Genomic DNA, 15,358 nt, shown 5'->3' on the forward strand with positions numbered 1-15,358 from the left:
GTTAGTCCCGTCCGGCGTGTTGCGGATGTAAGGCAGAATCGCCCGCCGGAAGCCGGCAGCGAACGCAGGTGCGCCCCGCCTCGCGCAACAACTCGAGCGTCCCGCTCAGCGCCCGAACGCGCTCGAGCATTCCGGTCAATCCCCGGCCAAACATCCGATCTGCCGGAAAGCCGATGCCATCGTCGGAGACTTCCACGATCACTTCGCCATTGTTGATCCCTGCCGTGACATGCATCGCGTTCGCCTTGGCATGGCGGAGCACGTTGGTCACCGCCTCCTGGATCACGCGATAGATGGTCTGCGACAGCAGGCCATCGACCTCGTTCAGATCAGCATCGATCCGTGATGTCACCTTGAGGCCACGCGACTGCGCCTTCGCATTCTGCAGCAGCGTCTGGATGCTCTTCTCCAGGCCGAGCTCCTGAATGTAGAGCGGCCGCAGGCGGTCCAGGATGCGGCGGTTGGCCTGCTGCAATGTTTCGACCGACTGCAGAATGCCCTCGGCCGCCTTCCTCAACTCGGCGTTGCCGGATGGGATGGATCCCAGCAGCGCCACCGTGTTGGCGCGAATCCCGAACAAAAGCGGCCCGAGCTCATCATGCAGCTCGCGCGCCATGTCCTGCCGCTCGTTGTCTTGCAGCGACACGATCCGGCGCAGCAGGCTGCGATTGTCCTGGCTGAGGCGCTTGAGGGTGCGGGCGAGTTCGTTGGCTTCCTGCGCGCTCCTGCGGATTTCGGGCGGACCGGCAGGGGAAATCAGCTGTTCGTAGTCGCCTGTTCGCATGCGGGTCAGGCCGTCGCCCAGGTTTTGCAGCGGCTGCAATGCGGAACGCGCGGTGAAGTGGGCAATGACCCCCGTCAGCAGCATCAGGGTAATTCCGGAGCAGGCGATCGCCAGAAATTCGACCCACTTTTCGTGGATATCGGCGGACATGTCCGGCGCAAATACGATGTCGCCGACCTGCTTCCCCTCGACCATCACGGGGAAGGCTGTCCCAAATTCGGGGATGGCGAGGAGGCGGACGAACCAGTCGGGTACCGTTCCCAAGGGGGTTTGCACCTCGGGAGGGGGAACGTCGAGATCGGTCCCGAGGCGCCGAAACCGGACTGCTTCGGACGTTCCCAGCGATTGCACGAACGCATCGAGGGTTGCGTGGGGATTGGTCGAGGTCCGGAGCGCGCCGTTGAGCGCCGCCGCGACCGCTCTGGCCGAGCGAGTCCCTGGCTCGGTTTCCTCCACAAGTTGCGCGGAGGCAAAGATCTGGAGCGAAGCGGCTCCGGCCAGCAGGGCGGCCACGAACATGAAGCCGAGCGGCAGCAACAACCGCGTTCGAAGAGAAAGCCCTTGCCACATTTTCACTATTCTAGTTCCCGCAACCCAAGATTTCTCTTTTCAAATGCTGGCAACCGCTTATTTATCCCCAAAGGGGATGGATGATGCAGAATTCCGCCAGATCGGCAACGAAGGTCTTGATCGTCGACGACCATCCGGTTGTGCTGTCGGGTTGCCGGTCGCTGTTCGCCACGGACAATTCCGTGAAGATCGAGGAGGCCTCCGACGCCAAGTCCGGCCACCGCGCCTACGTTACCAGGAAGCCCGACGTCACGGTCATCGACATCAAGCTTCCTGACGTTTCCGGTTTCGAGCTGATGCGGCGCATCCGCAAGGACGATCCGGACGCCAGGATCATCATGTTCAGCATGAATGACGATCCGGCTTTCGTCGTTCGCGCCATCGAGATGGGCGCGCAGGGCTACGTTTCGAAGGGTGACGATCCCCGGATGCTGGTGCGCGCCGTCCGCAAGGTGGCCGCGGGCGAGAATTTCATATCGCCGCAACTGGCCGAGGCGGTGACGTTTTCAGGCGCATCGATCAAGGCCAATCCGGCATCGCAGATGACGGCGCGCGAGCTGGAAATCCTGCGGTTGTTGGGCCGTGGCGACAAGATCGTCGAGGTCGCCGACGCGCTGGAGATTTCCTACAAGACGGTGGCCAACACCACCTCGCTGCTCAAGCAGAAGCTTGGCGCCAAGAACCATTCGGATTTGATCCGGATCGCGGTCGAGATGGGGCTCGGCTGAGCGCCATTGGCATGGTCCGCAGGCTCCCACGACCATGGTGGCCGTGACCGCGCTGGGCTGGATCACCGCGCCGTCACGCGCGTCTCTCCTGAAACCATCGGCCAAGGTAAATCGGTCATCCGCTCCCACGCAAAGTCGCGACGGTTGACGGGAAGAATCGGCAAAGTAACCTTGCAGAGCATTTGCAAGGAGAGCTGGATGGACAGCCCGGATATCGTAGAAGCCGCCCTTGCGCGGGCCTGGAGCGTCTACCTGTTGATCCACAGCGGTATCGACGAAAATGACGCCCGCCGTGCCAGACTCCAGCGCTTTATCCGGCAGCGCTGCATGGCCGGCGAGACCGACACGGAGCTACTGGCGGTCGAGGGGCTCAAATATCTCAAAAGCCTGGAAGGGCTCCCGGATGAATAGTTTTACCGCTACCCGTGTCCCACGGCTCGTCCCTATGTGTCGGGAAAAATAGGAACAATCGGTTTCCTCGCGCATTGCCGGTTGCATCATTTGGAAACCTGGAGGAGGACACCTTGAGGAAGTTTCTGATGATTGGAACACTGGCCATTGGCGCATCGGCGTTCGCCGGACCGGCGCTTGCCGCCGAATTCTATGTGGTTCGCGACACCTCCACCAAGAAGTGCACGGTGGTGGATACCAAGCCGACCACCACGACGACAACGATCGTCGACAACGGCGTGTTCAAGACCAAGACCGAGGCCGAAACCAGCATGAAAACCATGAAGGTCTGCACAAGCAACTAACGACAGACCCTTCCAGGAGAGAGGGCCGCAGGTTCGCTTGCGGCCCTTCTTATTTCCCGGGCAATGAACATCAGCGCCGGTAGCGCAGCGCCTCGACCAGCACGGCAAAGGCGGGCGTCACCTGGCGGCGGCTGGGGTAGTAGAGGTGGTAGCCTGAAAACGGCGGACACCAGTCCGCGAGCACGCGGATCAGGCGACCGTCGGCGAGACGAGATATGGCTGCACCTGGTCTTCCGGCAGATAGGCGAGGCCGAGCCCGGCCAGCACCGCGTTCATCCGCAGCACCACGTTGTTGAACACCAGTTGGCCGTCGACCCGGACCCTCAGTCCGCGCCCGCGCTTCTCGAATTCCCACGCATAGATCCCGCCATAGGTCGGCAACCGGATGTTGATGCAGCTATGGGCGGTCAGATCCTGAGGCTTGGCAGGCTTGGGGTGTCCAGCGAAATAGGAGGGCGCTCCGACCACTGCCATGCTGAAGTCCGGTCCGATGCGCACCGCGATCATGTCCTTTGCCACCTGCTCGCCGAGGCGAACGCCGGCGTCGTAGCGCTCGGCGACGATGTCGGTCAGGCCGTAGTCGATGACGAGCTCCACCTTGATGTCGGGATAGCGCGGCAGCAGCTTTGGCAGCGCCGGCCAGAGGATTGCGCTCGCCGAGTGTTCGGCCGCGGTAATCCGGATCGTGCCGGCAGGCTTGTCGCGCAGCTCCGTCAGGGCGGAAAGCTCGGCGTCGATCTCTTCCAGCCGCGGCCCGACCGTTCGCAGCAGCCGCTCACCGGCCTCCGTCGGCGCGACGCTGCGCGTGGTGCGTGTCAATAGCCGCAAGCCGAGCCGTTCCTCCAATCCGCGCAGCGTGTGACTGAGCGCAGACTGTGAAACACCGAGTTGAGCTGCCGCCCGGGTGAAGCTCCTTTCGCGCGCCACCGCGAGGAACGCGGTGAGATCGCTGATGTTTTGTCGCGCCATTCATGAATCCAGTTCATAGGAATAAGTCAATTCTGCCATCTAATGGGACGAGGTTGCAGCCGCTAGATGTCGGGCTCGGCGCCGTTCGCACCGGTCCTTCGCGCTCTTTCAAACGTGAACGCCGGCCAGGAACAGCCGAAACGTGGCGCAGTTACAGGAGCGCGACCGGATGTTTCACGCGGGCGTCGGTAAAGACCGTGCGAGCGCGATCCGGGCGAAAAGCACAAACGGGAACACGACATGAAAAGTCCGAGCGACTTCGAATTATCGCGGCGCAAGCTGTTGGCGGGAAGCGCCGCATCGGTGGTGCTGACGGCAGCGCCTTCCATCGTCAATGCCCAGTCCCCTGAAGTACCGGGTGAGGTTGCCGTCGCGGAAATCTCTGCCCTGTCGAAAGTCTCCTTCACCGTGAACGGAACGGCGCGTGGTATCACGCTCGACCCGCGGACCACGTTGCTCGACGCGCTGCGCGAGCACCTGCATCTCACCGGCACCAAGAAGGGCTGCGATCACGGCCAATGCGGCGCCTGCACGGTCATTGTAGCCGGGCGGCGGATCAATTCCTGTCTGACGCTCGCCGTGATGCACGAAGGCGACAGCATCACGACCATCGAGGGGCTCGGCACGCCCGAGAACATGCACCCGATGCAGGCCGCGTTCGTCAAGCATGACGGCTACCAATGCGGCTATTGCACGCCAGGACTAATTTGCTCGGCGGTGGCGGTGCTCGACGAGATCAAGGCCGGCATCCCGAGCCATGTCAGCGCCGACCTCAACGCACAGCCGCAACTCAGCAATGCCGAACTCCGCGAGCGCATGAGCGGCAACATCTGCCGCTGCGGCGCCTATTCCAACATCGCCGAGGCGATATCGGAAGTTGCCGGGAGGCCCGCATGAGATCCTTTACATATGAACGCGCACGCACCCCGGCCGAAGCCGCCGCGAGCGCCATCCGCAGGCCAGATGCCAAATTCATCGCCGGCGGCACCAACCTGCTCGACCTGATGAAACTCGAGATCGAGACACCTTCGCACCTGATCGATGTCAATCGCCTGGCGCTCGATAGAATCGAAGCGACCGCAGAAGGCGGCTTGCGGGTCGGCGCAATGGTCCGCAACACCGACCTTGCCGCCGATCCGCGCGTGCGGCGCGATTATGCCGTGCTCTCGCGTGCGCTCGTCGCCGGTGCGTCGGGCCAGTTGCGCAACAGGGCGACGACCGCGGGCAATCTCTTGCAGCGGACGCGCTGCCCATACTTCTATGACACCAACCAGCCCTGCAACAAGCGGAAGCCCGGCAGCGGCTGTGCCGCGATCGGCGGCTTCAGCCGCCAGCACGCGGTGGTTGGTGCCAGCGAAGCCTGTATCGCGACCCATCCGAGCGACATGGCGGTGGCGATGCGCGCGCTCGATGCGGGAATCGAAACCGTGCGGCCCGACGGCGCGACGCGAACGATCCCGATTGCCGAATTTTACCGTCTGCCGGGCGATACGCCGCATATCGAGACGACGTTGATGCCGGGCGAATTGATCACGGCGGTGACGCTGCCAAAACCCGTTGGCGGCAAGCAGATCTATCGCAAGGTGCGTGACCGCGCCTCCTACGCCTTCGCACTGGTGTCGGTGGCTGCGATCGTGCAGCGCGACGGAACGGGGCGCGTTGCGCTCGGCGGCGTCGCGCACAAGCCGTGGCGTGTCGAGGCGGCGGAGGCCCAGATGCCGCGCGGCGCCAAGGCGGTCGCCGCACTGTTGCTCGCCGACGCCAGGCCGACGCGCGAGAACGCATTCAAGCTGGCGCTGGCCGAGCGCACGTTGGGCGCCGTACTGGCAGAAGCGAAAGGCTGATCCGAAAGGTTGATCCATGAGATTCGAAACCCCCGCCACGACCAATCCGATCGACCAGCTCAAGGTGATCGGCAAGCCCGCCGATCGCATCGACGGTCCTCTCAAGACCGCGGGCACCGCCCGTTATGCCTACGAGCACCATGAGGGCGTCTCAAATCCGGCTTACGGCTACGTGATCGGCTCGGCCATCGCCAAGGGCCGGATCGCCGGGATCGATCTCACTGCCGCCAAGTCGGCACCCGGCGTGCGCGCCATCGTCACGGCCGATAATGCCGGCAAGCTCGGCAAGGGTGACCGCAACACCGCGAAGCTGCTCGGCGGTCCCGACATCGAGCACTATCACCAGGCGATCGCGCTCGTGGTTGCCGATACCTTCGAGCAGGCCCGCGCCGCCGCGGAACTCGTCCGCGTCGACTATGTCCGAACTGATGGCGCTTTCGATCTCGCGGCGGTCAAGGACATTGCCAAGCCCCGGCCCGTGTTCGGCGGTCCGGCCGATACCGCGGTCGGTAATTTTGCCGACGCATTCGCCGCAGCGCCGGTTCAACTCGACGCCACTTATACCACGCCCGATCAGGCGCATGCGATGATGGAGCCACATGCCTCGATCGCCGCCTGGAACGGCGACAAGCTCACGCTCTGGACCTCGAACCAGATGATCGCCTGGGGAGTGGGGGAGGTGGCGAAGACGCTGGACATTCCGAAGGAGAACGTCCGCCTGATCTCGCCCTTCATCGGCGGCGGCTTCGGCTCGAAGCTGTTCGTTCGTTCGGATGCATTGCTCGCGGCACTCGGCGCGCGCGCAACCGGGCGGCCCGTGAAGGTGGCGCTGCCGCGGCCCTTTGTCTTCAACAACACCACACATCGCCCCGCAACGATCCAGCGCATCCGCATCGGTGCGGCCCGAGATGGCAAAATCTCGGCCATCGGTCATGAAGAGTGGTCCGGCAATCTGCCCGGCGGCAGGTCCGAGGGCGCGGTCGCCCAGACACGGCTGCTTTATGCCGGCGCCAACCGCATGACCGCCACGCGGCTCGCCGAGCTAAACTTGCCCGAAGGCAACGCCATGCGCGCGCCGGGCGAGGCATCGGGCATGATGGCGCTTGAAATCGCGGTCGACGAAATAGCCGAGAGGCTCGGAATCGATCCGATCGAGTTCCGTATCATCAACGATACCCAGGTCGATCCGGAAAAGTCCGAGCGGCCGTTCTCGCAGCGCCGCCTCACCGAGTGCCTGCGGATAGGCGCGGAGCGCTTCGGCTGGAACAAACGCAATCCGCAGCCGGGTAGGGTTCGTGACGGACGCTGGATGGTCGGTATCGGCACCGCCGCTGCGTTCCGCAACAATTTGCTGACCAAGTCGGCCGCTCGCGTGCGGCTGGACAGCAACGGCACGGTGACAGTCGAGACCGACATGACCGACATCGGCACCGGCAGCTACACCATCATTGGGCAGACCGCGGCCGAGATGATGGGCGTGCCGCTGGAAAAGGTCGTGGTGCGTCTGGGCGACTCGACCTTTCCCGTGTCATCAGGCTCCGGCGGGCAATGGGGCGCCAACAATTCGACGGCCGGCGTTTATGCCGCCTGCGTCAAGCTGCGCGAAGCGGTTGCGCAGAAACTCGGCTTCAATTCGGCGGAGGCCGAGTTCGCCGATGGCGAGGTGCGTGCAGGCAATCGCGCTGTGCCGCTGGCGCAGGCTGCGGGCGAGGGCGGTCTCACGGCCGAAGACGGAATCGAGTATGGCGATCTCGACAAGAAGCAGCAGCAATCGACCTTCGGCGCGCATTTCGACGAAGTCGGCGTCGATGTCGCAACCGCCGAGATCCGCGTGCGCCGCATGCTGGCGGTGTGCGCCGCCGGCCGCATCCTCAATCCGAAGACGGCGCGGAGCCAGGTGATCGGCGCCATGACGATGGGCGTCGGCGCGGCGCTGATGGAGGAACTCGTGGTCGACAAGCGCGCCGGCTTCTTCGTCAACCATGACCTTGCAGGCTACGAGGTGCCGGTTCACGCCGACATTCCCCATCAGGACATGATCTTCCTCGACGAGACCGACCCGATGTCGTCCCCGATGAAGGCCAAGGGCGTCGCCGAGCTCGGCATCTGCGGCGTGGCGGCGGCGGTCGCCAACGCAATCTACAATGCCACAGGCGTACGCGTGCGCGATTATCCGATCACGCTGGACAAGCTTCTGGAGCGGCTGCCCGACGTGGGGTGAGCCGCAACTCCGTATCCCGAAGCTCAACGCAAGCATGAAGGGGAAGGCGTCATGATTACGCGACGTCGCCTGCTCGCCATCACCCGGGCGACGTCGTCTGGTTTCCACCGGGCGAAAAGCACTGGCATGGCGCGACGCCGACCACGGCGATGACGCACATCGCCATCCAGGAGCGACTCGACGGCAAGGCGGTCGCCTGGATGGAGAAGGTCAGCGACGAACAATACCGGGCGTGATGGCCTGCGTAGCTACGTGCCCGACGCGACCGGGCAAGAACGGCGGCCAACTGAGACGGGTCATGTCAAATCACTTCTGATTTTCAGAAATCTTGTCAAGGCCCTCTCGTGTTAAGCGGAATATTTTTGATTCCCGGGGGGACGACAGCTTATACGCGGCGTTCACCATGTCCCCGGTCTGAACAGCCGCAAGCGGGAGAGGGGGAACGCACCTGAATGACTGAATGACATTTCCCCTTCGCCGCAAAACCCATTATGGTGCCCCTTCGCTTCGCCCTTGGCGAAACTTAATTTATGATTGATATCAAAGGCTTGGCATAAGGCTTGCGCCTTTGGAGGGTGGTTTGACGCGCTATATTTCGACGCGGGGGGAGGCCCCCGTCCTGGGTTTCTGCGATGTGATGCTGACAGGGCTCGCCCGCGACGGCGGCCTCTACGTGCCTGAGGTCTGGCCGCAGCTATCGAGCGAGACCATCGCCTCCTTCTTCGGCCGGCCCTATTGGGAAGTCGCCGTTGACGTCATCAAGCCGTTTGCGGCGGGTGAAATTTCCGATTCCGATCTCGGCCGCATGGCGAACGAGGCCTACGCCACGTTCCGCCATCCCGCGGTGGTGCCGCTCAACCAGGTCAGTCCCCATCAATTCGTGCTGGAGCTGTTCCACGGCCCGACGCTGGCGTTCAAGGACGTCGCGATGCAGTTGATATCGCGGCTGATGGATCACGTGCTGGCCACGCGCAACCAGCGCACCACCATCGTGGTCGCAACCTCGGGCGATACCGGCGGCGCCGCGGTCGATGCCTTCGCCAATCTCGACAATGTCGATCTGGTGGTGCTGTTTCCGAACGGGCGTATCTCCGACGTGCAGCGGCGGATGATGACGACCACCGGCGCATCGAATGTGCATGCGCTGGCGATCGAAGGTACCTTCGACGATTGCCAGGCGATCCTGAAAGCGATGTTCAACCATCACGGTTTTCGCGATGCGGTCTCGCTGTCCGGCGTCAATTCGATCAACTGGGCGCGGATCGTCGCCCAGGTGGTGTATTACTTCACGTCTGCCGTGGCGCTCGGTGCGCCTGCGCGCACGGTGGATTTCACCGTGCCGACGGGGAATTTCGGCGACATCTTCGCGGGCTACGTTGCCAAGAAGATGGGCCTGCCGGTGCGTTGGCTGCGCATCGCCTCCAACGTCAATGACATCCTGCCGCGCACGCTCAAGACCGGCATCTATGAAGTCCGCGAAGTTCACGCCTCCGCTTCGCCCTCGATGGACATCCAGGTCTCCTCGAATTTCGAGCGCCTGTTGTTCGAGGCCAGCCGCCGCGACGCCGACACCGTACGCCGGCTGATGGCCTCGCTGAAACAGTCCGGACGTTTCGTGCTGCCGGATGCCATGCTGGCGGCGATCCGCGAGGAGTTCGATGCCGGCCGTGCCGACGAGACCGAGACGTCGGCCGCGATCCGCGCCGCCTGGCGCGAGATCGGCGACCTCGTCGATCCCCATACCGCGGTGGCGCTGGCGGTGGCGGATCGCGACACGTCGGATTCGAAGATTCCCAACATCGTGCTGTCGACCGCGCACCCGGCCAAGTTCCCCGATGCGGTGGAAGCCGCGTGCGGCGTGCGGCCGCAACTGCCGGCCTGGCTCGACGGTCTCATGACCAAATCCGAACACATCACGGTGATGAAAAACGATTCTGCCGAAGTGGAGCGATTCGTGCGCTCGGTCAGCCGCGCCGCGAAGCAGGGAGTTGCCGGATGAGCGTTGACGTCACCAAGCTGCCGTCCGGCCTGACCGTCGTCACCGACACCATGCCGCATCTGGAAACCGCCGCGCTCGGCGTCTGGGCCGGCGTCGGCGGCCGTGACGAGGAGCCGAACGAGCACGGCATCTCGCACCTCCTCGAACACATGGCGTTCAAGGGCACGACGCGACGTTCCTCGCGCGAGATCGTGGAAGAAATCGAGGCGGTCGGCGGCGACCTCAATGCCGGGACCTCGACCGAGACCACGGCCTACTACGCGCGGGTGATGAAGGCCGACGTGCCGCTAGCGCTCGACGTGCTCTCCGACATCCTCACCAATCCGTCCTTCGTGCCGGACGAACTCGAGCGCGAGAAGAGCGTCATCGTGCAGGAGATCGGCGCGGCACAGGATACGCCCGACGACGTCGTGTTCGAGCACCTCAACGAGCTCTGCTTTCCGGACCAGCCGATGGGCCGGTCGCTGCTCGGCACCGCGAAGACGCTGAAGAATTTCGATCGCGACATGCTGCGCGGCTATCTGGCGACGCATTATCGCGGACCCGACATGGTGGTGGCGGCCGCCGGCGCGGTCGACCACAAGCGCGTGGTGGAGGAAGCGGCGCAGAAATTTGCCGGCTTCGACGCCACGCCGGCGCCGAAGCCGCAAGCCGCGATGTTCGGCAAGGGCGGTTCGCGCGTGGTGCATCGCGACCTCGAGCAGGCACATTTGACGCTGGCGCTCGAAGGCGTGCCGCAGACCGACCTGTCGCTGTTCTCGCTGCAGGTCTTCACCAACACTCTGGGCGGGGGGATGTCGTCGCGGCTGTTCCAGGAAGTGCGCGAGAAGCGCGGCCTGTGCTACTCGATCTACACCTTCCATGCGCCTTATACCGACACCGGCTTTTTCGGCCTGTACACCGGCACCGATCCCGGCGACGCGCCGGAGATGATGGAAGTGATCGTGGACGTCATCAACGATGCCGTCGAAACCCTGACCGAAGCCGAGATCGCACGGGCGAAAGCGCAGATGAAGGCGGGGCTGTTGATGGCGTTGGAAAGCTGCTCGTCCCGGGCCGAACAGCTTGCGCGGCACGTGCTGGCCTATGGACGTCCGCTGACGGTGGAGGAACTGGTCACCAGAATCGATGCGGTCTCAGTCGAATCGACCCGCAACGCGGCGCATGCGCTGTTGTCCCGCAGCCGGCCGGCGGTTGTCGCGCTTGGCAGCGGAAGGGGTCTGGACACGGCGGTGTCTTTTGCGGAAGGATTGACGAAGCCGAAGGCGAAAACGCTCCTACATTGAGGTAGGGCGGGAGAGAGTGGGCATGGCCCTGTTTCGTTTGCCAACCAGCGGACCGGCTGCGCTCGTACCGCGCGGCCATGGCCTCCTGCTGCGCGCCCCCCAGATGGCGGACTTCCCGCAATGGGCGCAATTGCGCGAACAAAGCCGGACCTATCTGACGCCATGGGAACCGATCTGGCCATCGGACGATCTCACCCGCGCCGGGTTCCGTCGCCGGCTGCGCCGCTATGCCGAGGATATTGCCGCCGACCGCTCCTATCCCTTCATCATCTTCCGTGAGCGTGACGGCGCCATGATCGGGGGCATTACGCTGGCCAATGTCCGTCGCGGCATCGTGCAGGCCGGCACCATCGGATATTGGGTCGGCGAGCCTCACGCCCACCGCGGCTACATGACGGCGGCGCTGCGGGTGCTGCTGCCGACGCTGTTCGGGGAGCTCAATCTGCACCGCATCGAGGCGGCCTGCATTCCCTCCAATACGCCGTCGATCCGGGTGCTGGAGAAATGCGGCTTCACGCGCGAGGGTCTGGCGCGGCGCTATCTCTGCATCAACGGCATCTGGCAGGACCACCTGCTGTTCGGCCTGCTGCACGAGGATTTCCGCGGTTGAGCCGTTGATTTCTAAGCCTTTTGGGTGCCTTGGGTTCGCCGCCATTGGGCTGCTATAACGCCGCCGCGAACAAATTCACGTGGGACGATGGGATTTCGGGGACGTCGCATGGGTGACAATCGTTTGGCCAGGGTGATGGCCGTGGCGGCGGTCGCGGGCGGTCTGGCCTGCCTGATGGCGGCGCCGGCATCGGCGCAATCGCTGACCGACCGCTTCAAGAGCCTGTTCGGCGGCAAGTCGGACGAAGAGCCGGCCGCCGCTGCGCCGGCAGTTCCGCAGGATACCGGCGATCTGACCTGTCCGCCGGTCACGGTCCGGTCAGGCGCTTCCACCTACGCGGTCGGGGCGCCGGGCAAGCAGCCGGTCGGCAACGACCTGCGCTTCCAGGCAACGATCAGCAAGATGGCCCGCGAATGCAGCCTCAATGGCGGCGTGATCACCGCCCGGATCGGCATTCAGGGACGCGTCATCGCCGGCCCCGCCGGCGCGCCGCCCTCGGTCCAGGTTCCGATTCGCGTGGCGGTCGTGCAGGGCGGCGTGTCCGAGAAGACCATCGCCACCAAAGCCTATCAGACCACGGTCAACATGACCGAAACCGGCAGCGAACCGTTCACGCTGGTGGCCGAAGATCTCACCTATCCGGCGCCCCCCGGCGCCATCGGCGACAGCTACATCTTCTATATCGGGTTCGACCCGCAGGCCCTGAAGCCCGAGCGCCCGGCGCCGAAAAGGAAGAAGCAATAAAAAAAGCCGGCGCGATCGTCTCGCGCCGGCTTTGATTGATGGTGGAAAGCGCTCAGTTCAGCTTGGCGCGAACTTCGGCAATGCCCTTGGCGAGGAGGTCGTCGGCGACCGAGCCCTTGACCGACTGCGACAGGATGGTCGAGGCGGCCTCGACCGCAGCGTTGGCGGCGGCGGCGCGGACATCGGCGAGCGCCTGGGCCTCGGCAAGCGCAATCTTGCTCTCGGCGGTCTTGGTGCGGCGGGCGACAAAGTCTTCCATCTTGGCCTTGGCTTCGGTCGCGATGCGCTCGGCTTCGGCCTTGGCGTTGGCGATAATCTCCTCGGCCTCGCGCTCGGCGCTGGCGCGGCGGGTCTGGTATTCGCCGAGCAGCTTGGCGGCCTCATCTTTCAAACGGCGGGCGTCGTCAAGTTCGGCCTTGATGCGTTCGCCGCGATGATCGAGCGCCGTCAGCACCGTTTTGTGGATGCCGAGATAGGCAAACAGCACCAGCAGGATGACGAAGGCGATCGCGACCCAGGTTTCCGGTTCGGTGAACATTGGTCTATCCCTTCAACGAAGCATCGACGGCGCTAGACACCGTCTTGCTGTCGGGCAGCACGCCGGTGAGTCGCTGGACGATGGCGCCGGCCGCATCCGCTGCGATGCCGCGAACATTGCTCATCGCGGCCTCTCGCGTCGAAGCGATCTGCTTCTCGGCGGCGGCCAGCTTGGCGCTGAGCTGGTCTTCCAGCGTCTTGCGCTCGGCTTCCGCGGCCGCATTCAGCTTTTCGCGGGTCTCGTTGCCGATGGCCTGGGCGCGGGTGCGGGCAGACGCGAGTTCGGTCTCGTACGCTTTCAGCGCCGCGTCCGACTCGTCCTTGAATTTCTGCGCCGCTGCCAGATCGCCCTCGATCGCGTTCTGACGTGCGTCGATCACGCTTTCGACGCGTGGCAGCGCAAAGCGGGACACGATCACATAGAGCGCGACGAACGCGATGGCGAGCGACACCAGTTGCGAAGCAAACGTGCTCGACTCGAACGGAGGAAATCCTCCGCCGTGTCCGCCGTCGGCTTCGGTGTGGGCGCCGGTGCCCTTGGCCGGGGTACCAGGACTTTTTTCAGCCACGGGGGTCTCCTGTTGCTGTCAGCGCGCCGCCCGGAGGCGGCGCGAGTGGGTGCAGCTCAGAGCGGAACGAACAGCAAGAGCAGCGCGATCAGCAGCGAGAAAATGCCGAGCGCTTCGGTCACGGCGAAGCCGAAGATCAGGTTGCCGAACTGGCCCTGGGCTGCAGAAGGATTGCGCACGGCAGCGGCAAGGTAGTTGCCGAAGATGATGCCCACGCCGACGCCCGCGCCGCCCATGCCGATGCATGCGATGCCCGCGCCGATAAGTTTAGCTGCTGCCGGTTCCATTTCTATAGCTCCTTGAGGGGGTAAGACAGAGGTGTGGGTGGAAATTCCCCGGACCGCTTAGTGTCCCGGATGAATGGCGTCGTTGAGATAGATGCAGGTCAGGATCGCGAACACATAGGCCTGCAGGAACGCGACCAGGAGCTCGAGCGCGGTCAGCGCCACCGTGAGCGCCAGCGGCAGCATGCCACCGACCCAGCCGAGCGCGCCGAGCGACACGCCGAGCATCGCGACGAAGCCCGCGAACACCTTCAGCGCGATGTGGCCGGCCAGCATGTTGGCGAACAGACGTACGCTATGGGAGACCGGCCGCAGGAAGAACGACAGGATTTCGATGAACATGACCAGCGGCAGGATGTAGATCGGCACGCCGGAGGGCACGAAAATCTTGAAGAACTTTAAGCCGTTCTTGTAGAGCCCGTAGATCAGGACGGTGAAGAAAACCAGGAAGGCCAACGCCGCGGTAACGATGATGTGGCTCGAAACCGTGAAGGTGTAGGGGATGATGCCGATCAGGTTCGAGATGCAGATGAACATGAACAGCGAGAAGATCAGCGGGAAGAACTTCATGCCTTCCGCGCCGGCGGTAGAGCGGATCGTCGAGGCGACGAACTCGTAGGAGATTTCCGCGATCGACTGCAGCCGCCCGGGAACCAGTTGCCGTCCCGCCATGCCGCCGATCATCAATAGCGAGATCACCGCTACCGAGAGGAACATGTAGAGCGAGGAGTTGGTAAAGGCGATCGTTTGGTTGCCGATATGGCCGATCGTGAAGAGGGGTTCGATATTGAACTGGTGGATCGGGTCGATTTTCATCCGCGCGGCTCTTTATCCACCGGCCTGGCCGGCAATCGAATTTCAAATGTCGTGACTTCCCGTCGATACTCAGCGTCTGCGGGAAGCTACGCCTGCAGATCTCACCACGTTGACCACACCGGCGACGAAGCCGAGCAGCAGAAACACGATGAAACCGAACGGCGATGTCGACAACAAACGGTCGAACCCCCACCCCAACGCCGCCCCGACGACAACGCCCGCAACCAACTCCGAGGAAAGCCGGAAACCCAGCGCCATGGCAGATGCTCTGGCAGCCCTGTCTCCGCTTTCAGTTCCGGGTTGATCAGTCCTGAGTTTCCGGCTGTCGCGAATTTCGGACAACCGTTGATCGAGACTTCCGAGCCTTGCGGAAAGCGCAGCTTCGTCGGAGGACGGCTGATCGCGATTTCCACTTGCGTTGTCGTTCTTGTCTTCGGCCATGCCCAAGACTCTAAACGATGCCAACGGTTGATGGAAATTACGCCCGTCACCCTTGAAAGCCGCGCGGACCATACTTACCGCGTCTAATCAAGTCAAGATTAGGCCGTAACCAGTTAGTGCTTTGATTTTTCTGGATTTATTCGAATGTCGTCAGCGGCCCTGTGGACCCGTGATCGCAGTGCAGCAGTATTGCCACATGGA

Annotated in this window: 16 protein-coding genes and 2 pseudogenes; 11 read left to right on the forward strand and 7 right to left on the reverse strand. The window is 63.6% G+C overall.

Annotated features, from left to right (window positions below; all coding sequences use genetic code 11):
* Position 1: 1 nt before the first annotated feature.
* On the reverse strand, positions 2 to 1,354 hold the full coding sequence (locus LMTR13_RS02890; protein ID WP_065726592.1) for a histidine kinase: 1,353 nt from the start codon (positions 1,352 to 1,354) through the stop codon (positions 2 to 4).
* Between the two features lie 83 nt (positions 1,355 to 1,437).
* Here LMTR13_RS02890 and LMTR13_RS02895 point away from each other — a divergent pair, with 83 nt between their 5' ends.
* From LMTR13_RS02895 to LMTR13_RS02905, 3 genes are all read left to right on the forward strand, one after another.
* Positions 1,438 to 2,082, forward strand: a complete 645-nt coding sequence (locus tag LMTR13_RS02895) for a response regulator transcription factor (protein ID WP_065732376.1) — start codon at positions 1,438 to 1,440, stop codon at positions 2,080 to 2,082.
* Positions 2,083 to 2,280: 198 nt separating this feature from the next.
* The gene (locus LMTR13_RS02900; RefSeq protein WP_065726593.1) at positions 2,281 to 2,493 is read left to right on the forward strand and encodes a hypothetical protein; all 213 of its coding nucleotides are present in this window, start codon (positions 2,281 to 2,283) and stop codon (positions 2,491 to 2,493) included.
* Between the two features lie 128 nt (positions 2,494 to 2,621).
* Positions 2,622 to 2,837 (forward strand): hypothetical protein, encoded by a 216-nt coding sequence (locus LMTR13_RS02905; protein WP_236843269.1) that lies wholly within the window; start codon positions 2,622 to 2,624, stop codon positions 2,835 to 2,837.
* Between the two features lie 70 nt (positions 2,838 to 2,907).
* Here LMTR13_RS02905 and LMTR13_RS02910 read toward each other — a convergent pair.
* Positions 2,908 to 3,806: pseudogene (locus LMTR13_RS02910) on the reverse strand (LysR family transcriptional regulator).
* A gap of 240 nt (positions 3,807 to 4,046) precedes the next feature.
* On the opposite strand from LMTR13_RS02910, the gene paoA reads away from it, so the two are divergent.
* The 8 genes and pseudogenes from paoA to LMTR13_RS02950 all read left to right on the forward strand — a co-directional run bounded on the left by paoA (position 4,047) and on the right by LMTR13_RS02950 (position 12,510).
* Positions 4,047 to 4,703: an aldehyde dehydrogenase iron-sulfur subunit PaoA gene (gene paoA, locus LMTR13_RS02915; RefSeq protein WP_065726594.1), complete on the forward strand. Its 657-nt coding sequence runs from the start codon at positions 4,047 to 4,049 to the stop codon at positions 4,701 to 4,703.
* Positions 4,700 to 5,650, forward strand: coding sequence for an FAD binding domain-containing protein (locus LMTR13_RS02920; RefSeq protein ID WP_065726595.1), 951 nt, complete (start codon positions 4,700 to 4,702; stop codon positions 5,648 to 5,650). Before paoA ends, LMTR13_RS02920 begins: the two co-directional genes overlap by 4 nt.
* 16 nt (positions 5,651 to 5,666) lie before the next feature.
* Positions 5,667 to 7,871, forward strand: a complete 2,205-nt coding sequence (gene paoC, locus LMTR13_RS02925) for an aldehyde oxidoreductase molybdenum-binding subunit PaoC (RefSeq protein ID WP_065726596.1) — start codon at positions 5,667 to 5,669, stop codon at positions 7,869 to 7,871.
* 83 nt (positions 7,872 to 7,954) lie between these two features.
* A pseudogene (locus LMTR13_RS42110) lies at positions 7,955 to 8,107 on the forward strand (cupin domain-containing protein); the annotation flags it as partial.
* A 344-nt stretch (positions 8,108 to 8,451) separates the two neighbouring features.
* A complete protein-coding gene (gene thrC, locus LMTR13_RS02935) occupies positions 8,452 to 9,870 on the forward strand; it encodes a threonine synthase (RefSeq protein ID WP_065732378.1) in 1,419 nt (472 codons plus the stop codon).
* Positions 9,867 to 11,156, forward strand: a complete 1,290-nt coding sequence (locus LMTR13_RS02940; protein ID WP_065726597.1) for a M16 family metallopeptidase — start codon at positions 9,867 to 9,869, stop codon at positions 11,154 to 11,156. The genes thrC and LMTR13_RS02940 overlap by 4 nt, the downstream gene beginning before the upstream one ends.
* Before the next feature lie 22 nt (positions 11,157 to 11,178).
* Entirely contained in the window at positions 11,179 to 11,766 is a 588-nt protein-coding gene (locus LMTR13_RS02945) for a GNAT family N-acetyltransferase (RefSeq protein ID WP_065726598.1), read from the forward strand.
* A gap of 135 nt (positions 11,767 to 11,901) precedes the next feature.
* Positions 11,902 to 12,510, forward strand: a complete 609-nt coding sequence (locus tag LMTR13_RS02950) for a hypothetical protein (RefSeq protein WP_065732379.1) — start codon at positions 11,902 to 11,904, stop codon at positions 12,508 to 12,510.
* A gap of 52 nt (positions 12,511 to 12,562) precedes the next feature.
* Here LMTR13_RS02950 and LMTR13_RS02955 read toward each other — a convergent pair whose 3' ends face one another.
* From LMTR13_RS02955 to LMTR13_RS02975, 5 genes are all read right to left on the reverse strand, one after another.
* The gene (locus LMTR13_RS02955; protein ID WP_065726599.1) at positions 12,563 to 13,048 is read right to left on the reverse strand and encodes a F0F1 ATP synthase subunit B family protein; all 486 of its coding nucleotides are present in this window, start codon (positions 13,046 to 13,048) and stop codon (positions 12,563 to 12,565) included.
* Between the two features lie 4 nt (positions 13,049 to 13,052).
* A complete protein-coding gene (locus LMTR13_RS02960; RefSeq protein WP_065726600.1) occupies positions 13,053 to 13,616 on the reverse strand; it encodes a F0F1 ATP synthase subunit B family protein in 564 nt (187 codons plus the stop codon).
* 56 nt (positions 13,617 to 13,672) lie between these two features.
* Positions 13,673 to 13,903 (reverse strand): F0F1 ATP synthase subunit C, encoded by a 231-nt coding sequence (locus LMTR13_RS02965; protein ID WP_016847054.1) that lies wholly within the window; start codon positions 13,901 to 13,903, stop codon positions 13,673 to 13,675.
* A 57-nt stretch (positions 13,904 to 13,960) separates the two neighbouring features.
* Entirely contained in the window at positions 13,961 to 14,716 is a 756-nt protein-coding gene (locus LMTR13_RS02970; protein WP_065726601.1) for a F0F1 ATP synthase subunit A, read from the reverse strand.
* Between the two features lie 69 nt (positions 14,717 to 14,785).
* Positions 14,786 to 15,157: an AtpZ/AtpI family protein gene (locus LMTR13_RS02975; protein WP_065732380.1), complete on the reverse strand. Its 372-nt coding sequence runs from the start codon at positions 15,155 to 15,157 to the stop codon at positions 14,786 to 14,788.
* Positions 15,158 to 15,358 lie beyond the last annotated feature (201 nt).

It is taken from the genome of Bradyrhizobium icense (genome assembly GCF_001693385.1).
GTDB classification, from domain to species: domain Bacteria; phylum Pseudomonadota; class Alphaproteobacteria; order Rhizobiales; family Xanthobacteraceae; genus Bradyrhizobium; species Bradyrhizobium icense.

Coding starts and splice junctions, on each gene's coding strand:
- paoC (WP_065726596.1), top strand. CDS start 5,667: ATGAGATTCGAAACCCCCGCCACGACCAATCCGATCGACCAGCTCAAG.
- LMTR13_RS02905 (WP_236843269.1), top strand. CDS start 2,622: ATGATTGGAACACTGGCCATTGGCGCATCGGCGTTCGCCGGACCGGCG.
- LMTR13_RS02970 (WP_065726601.1), bottom strand. CDS start 14,716: ATGAAAATCGACCCGATCCACCAGTTCAATATCGAACCCCTCTTCACG.
- LMTR13_RS02890 (WP_065726592.1), bottom strand. CDS start 1,354: ATGTGGCAAGGGCTTTCTCTTCGAACGCGGTTGTTGCTGCCGCTCGGC.
- LMTR13_RS02945 (WP_065726598.1), top strand. CDS start 11,179: ATGGCCCTGTTTCGTTTGCCAACCAGCGGACCGGCTGCGCTCGTACCG.
- LMTR13_RS02975 (WP_065732380.1), bottom strand. CDS start 15,157: ATGGCCGAAGACAAGAACGACAACGCAAGTGGAAATCGCGATCAGCCG.
- paoA (WP_065726594.1), top strand. CDS start 4,047: ATGAAAAGTCCGAGCGACTTCGAATTATCGCGGCGCAAGCTGTTGGCG.
- LMTR13_RS02940 (WP_065726597.1), top strand. CDS start 9,867: ATGAGCGTTGACGTCACCAAGCTGCCGTCCGGCCTGACCGTCGTCACC.
- LMTR13_RS02900 (WP_065726593.1), top strand. CDS start 2,281: ATGGACAGCCCGGATATCGTAGAAGCCGCCCTTGCGCGGGCCTGGAGC.
- LMTR13_RS02920 (WP_065726595.1), top strand. CDS start 4,700: ATGAGATCCTTTACATATGAACGCGCACGCACCCCGGCCGAAGCCGCC.
- LMTR13_RS02965 (WP_016847054.1), bottom strand. CDS start 13,903: ATGGAACCGGCAGCAGCTAAACTTATCGGCGCGGGCATCGCATGCATC.
- LMTR13_RS02895 (WP_065732376.1), top strand. CDS start 1,438: ATGCAGAATTCCGCCAGATCGGCAACGAAGGTCTTGATCGTCGACGAC.
- LMTR13_RS02955 (WP_065726599.1), bottom strand. CDS start 13,048: ATGTTCACCGAACCGGAAACCTGGGTCGCGATCGCCTTCGTCATCCTG.
- LMTR13_RS02950 (WP_065732379.1), top strand. CDS start 11,902: ATGGCCGTGGCGGCGGTCGCGGGCGGTCTGGCCTGCCTGATGGCGGCG.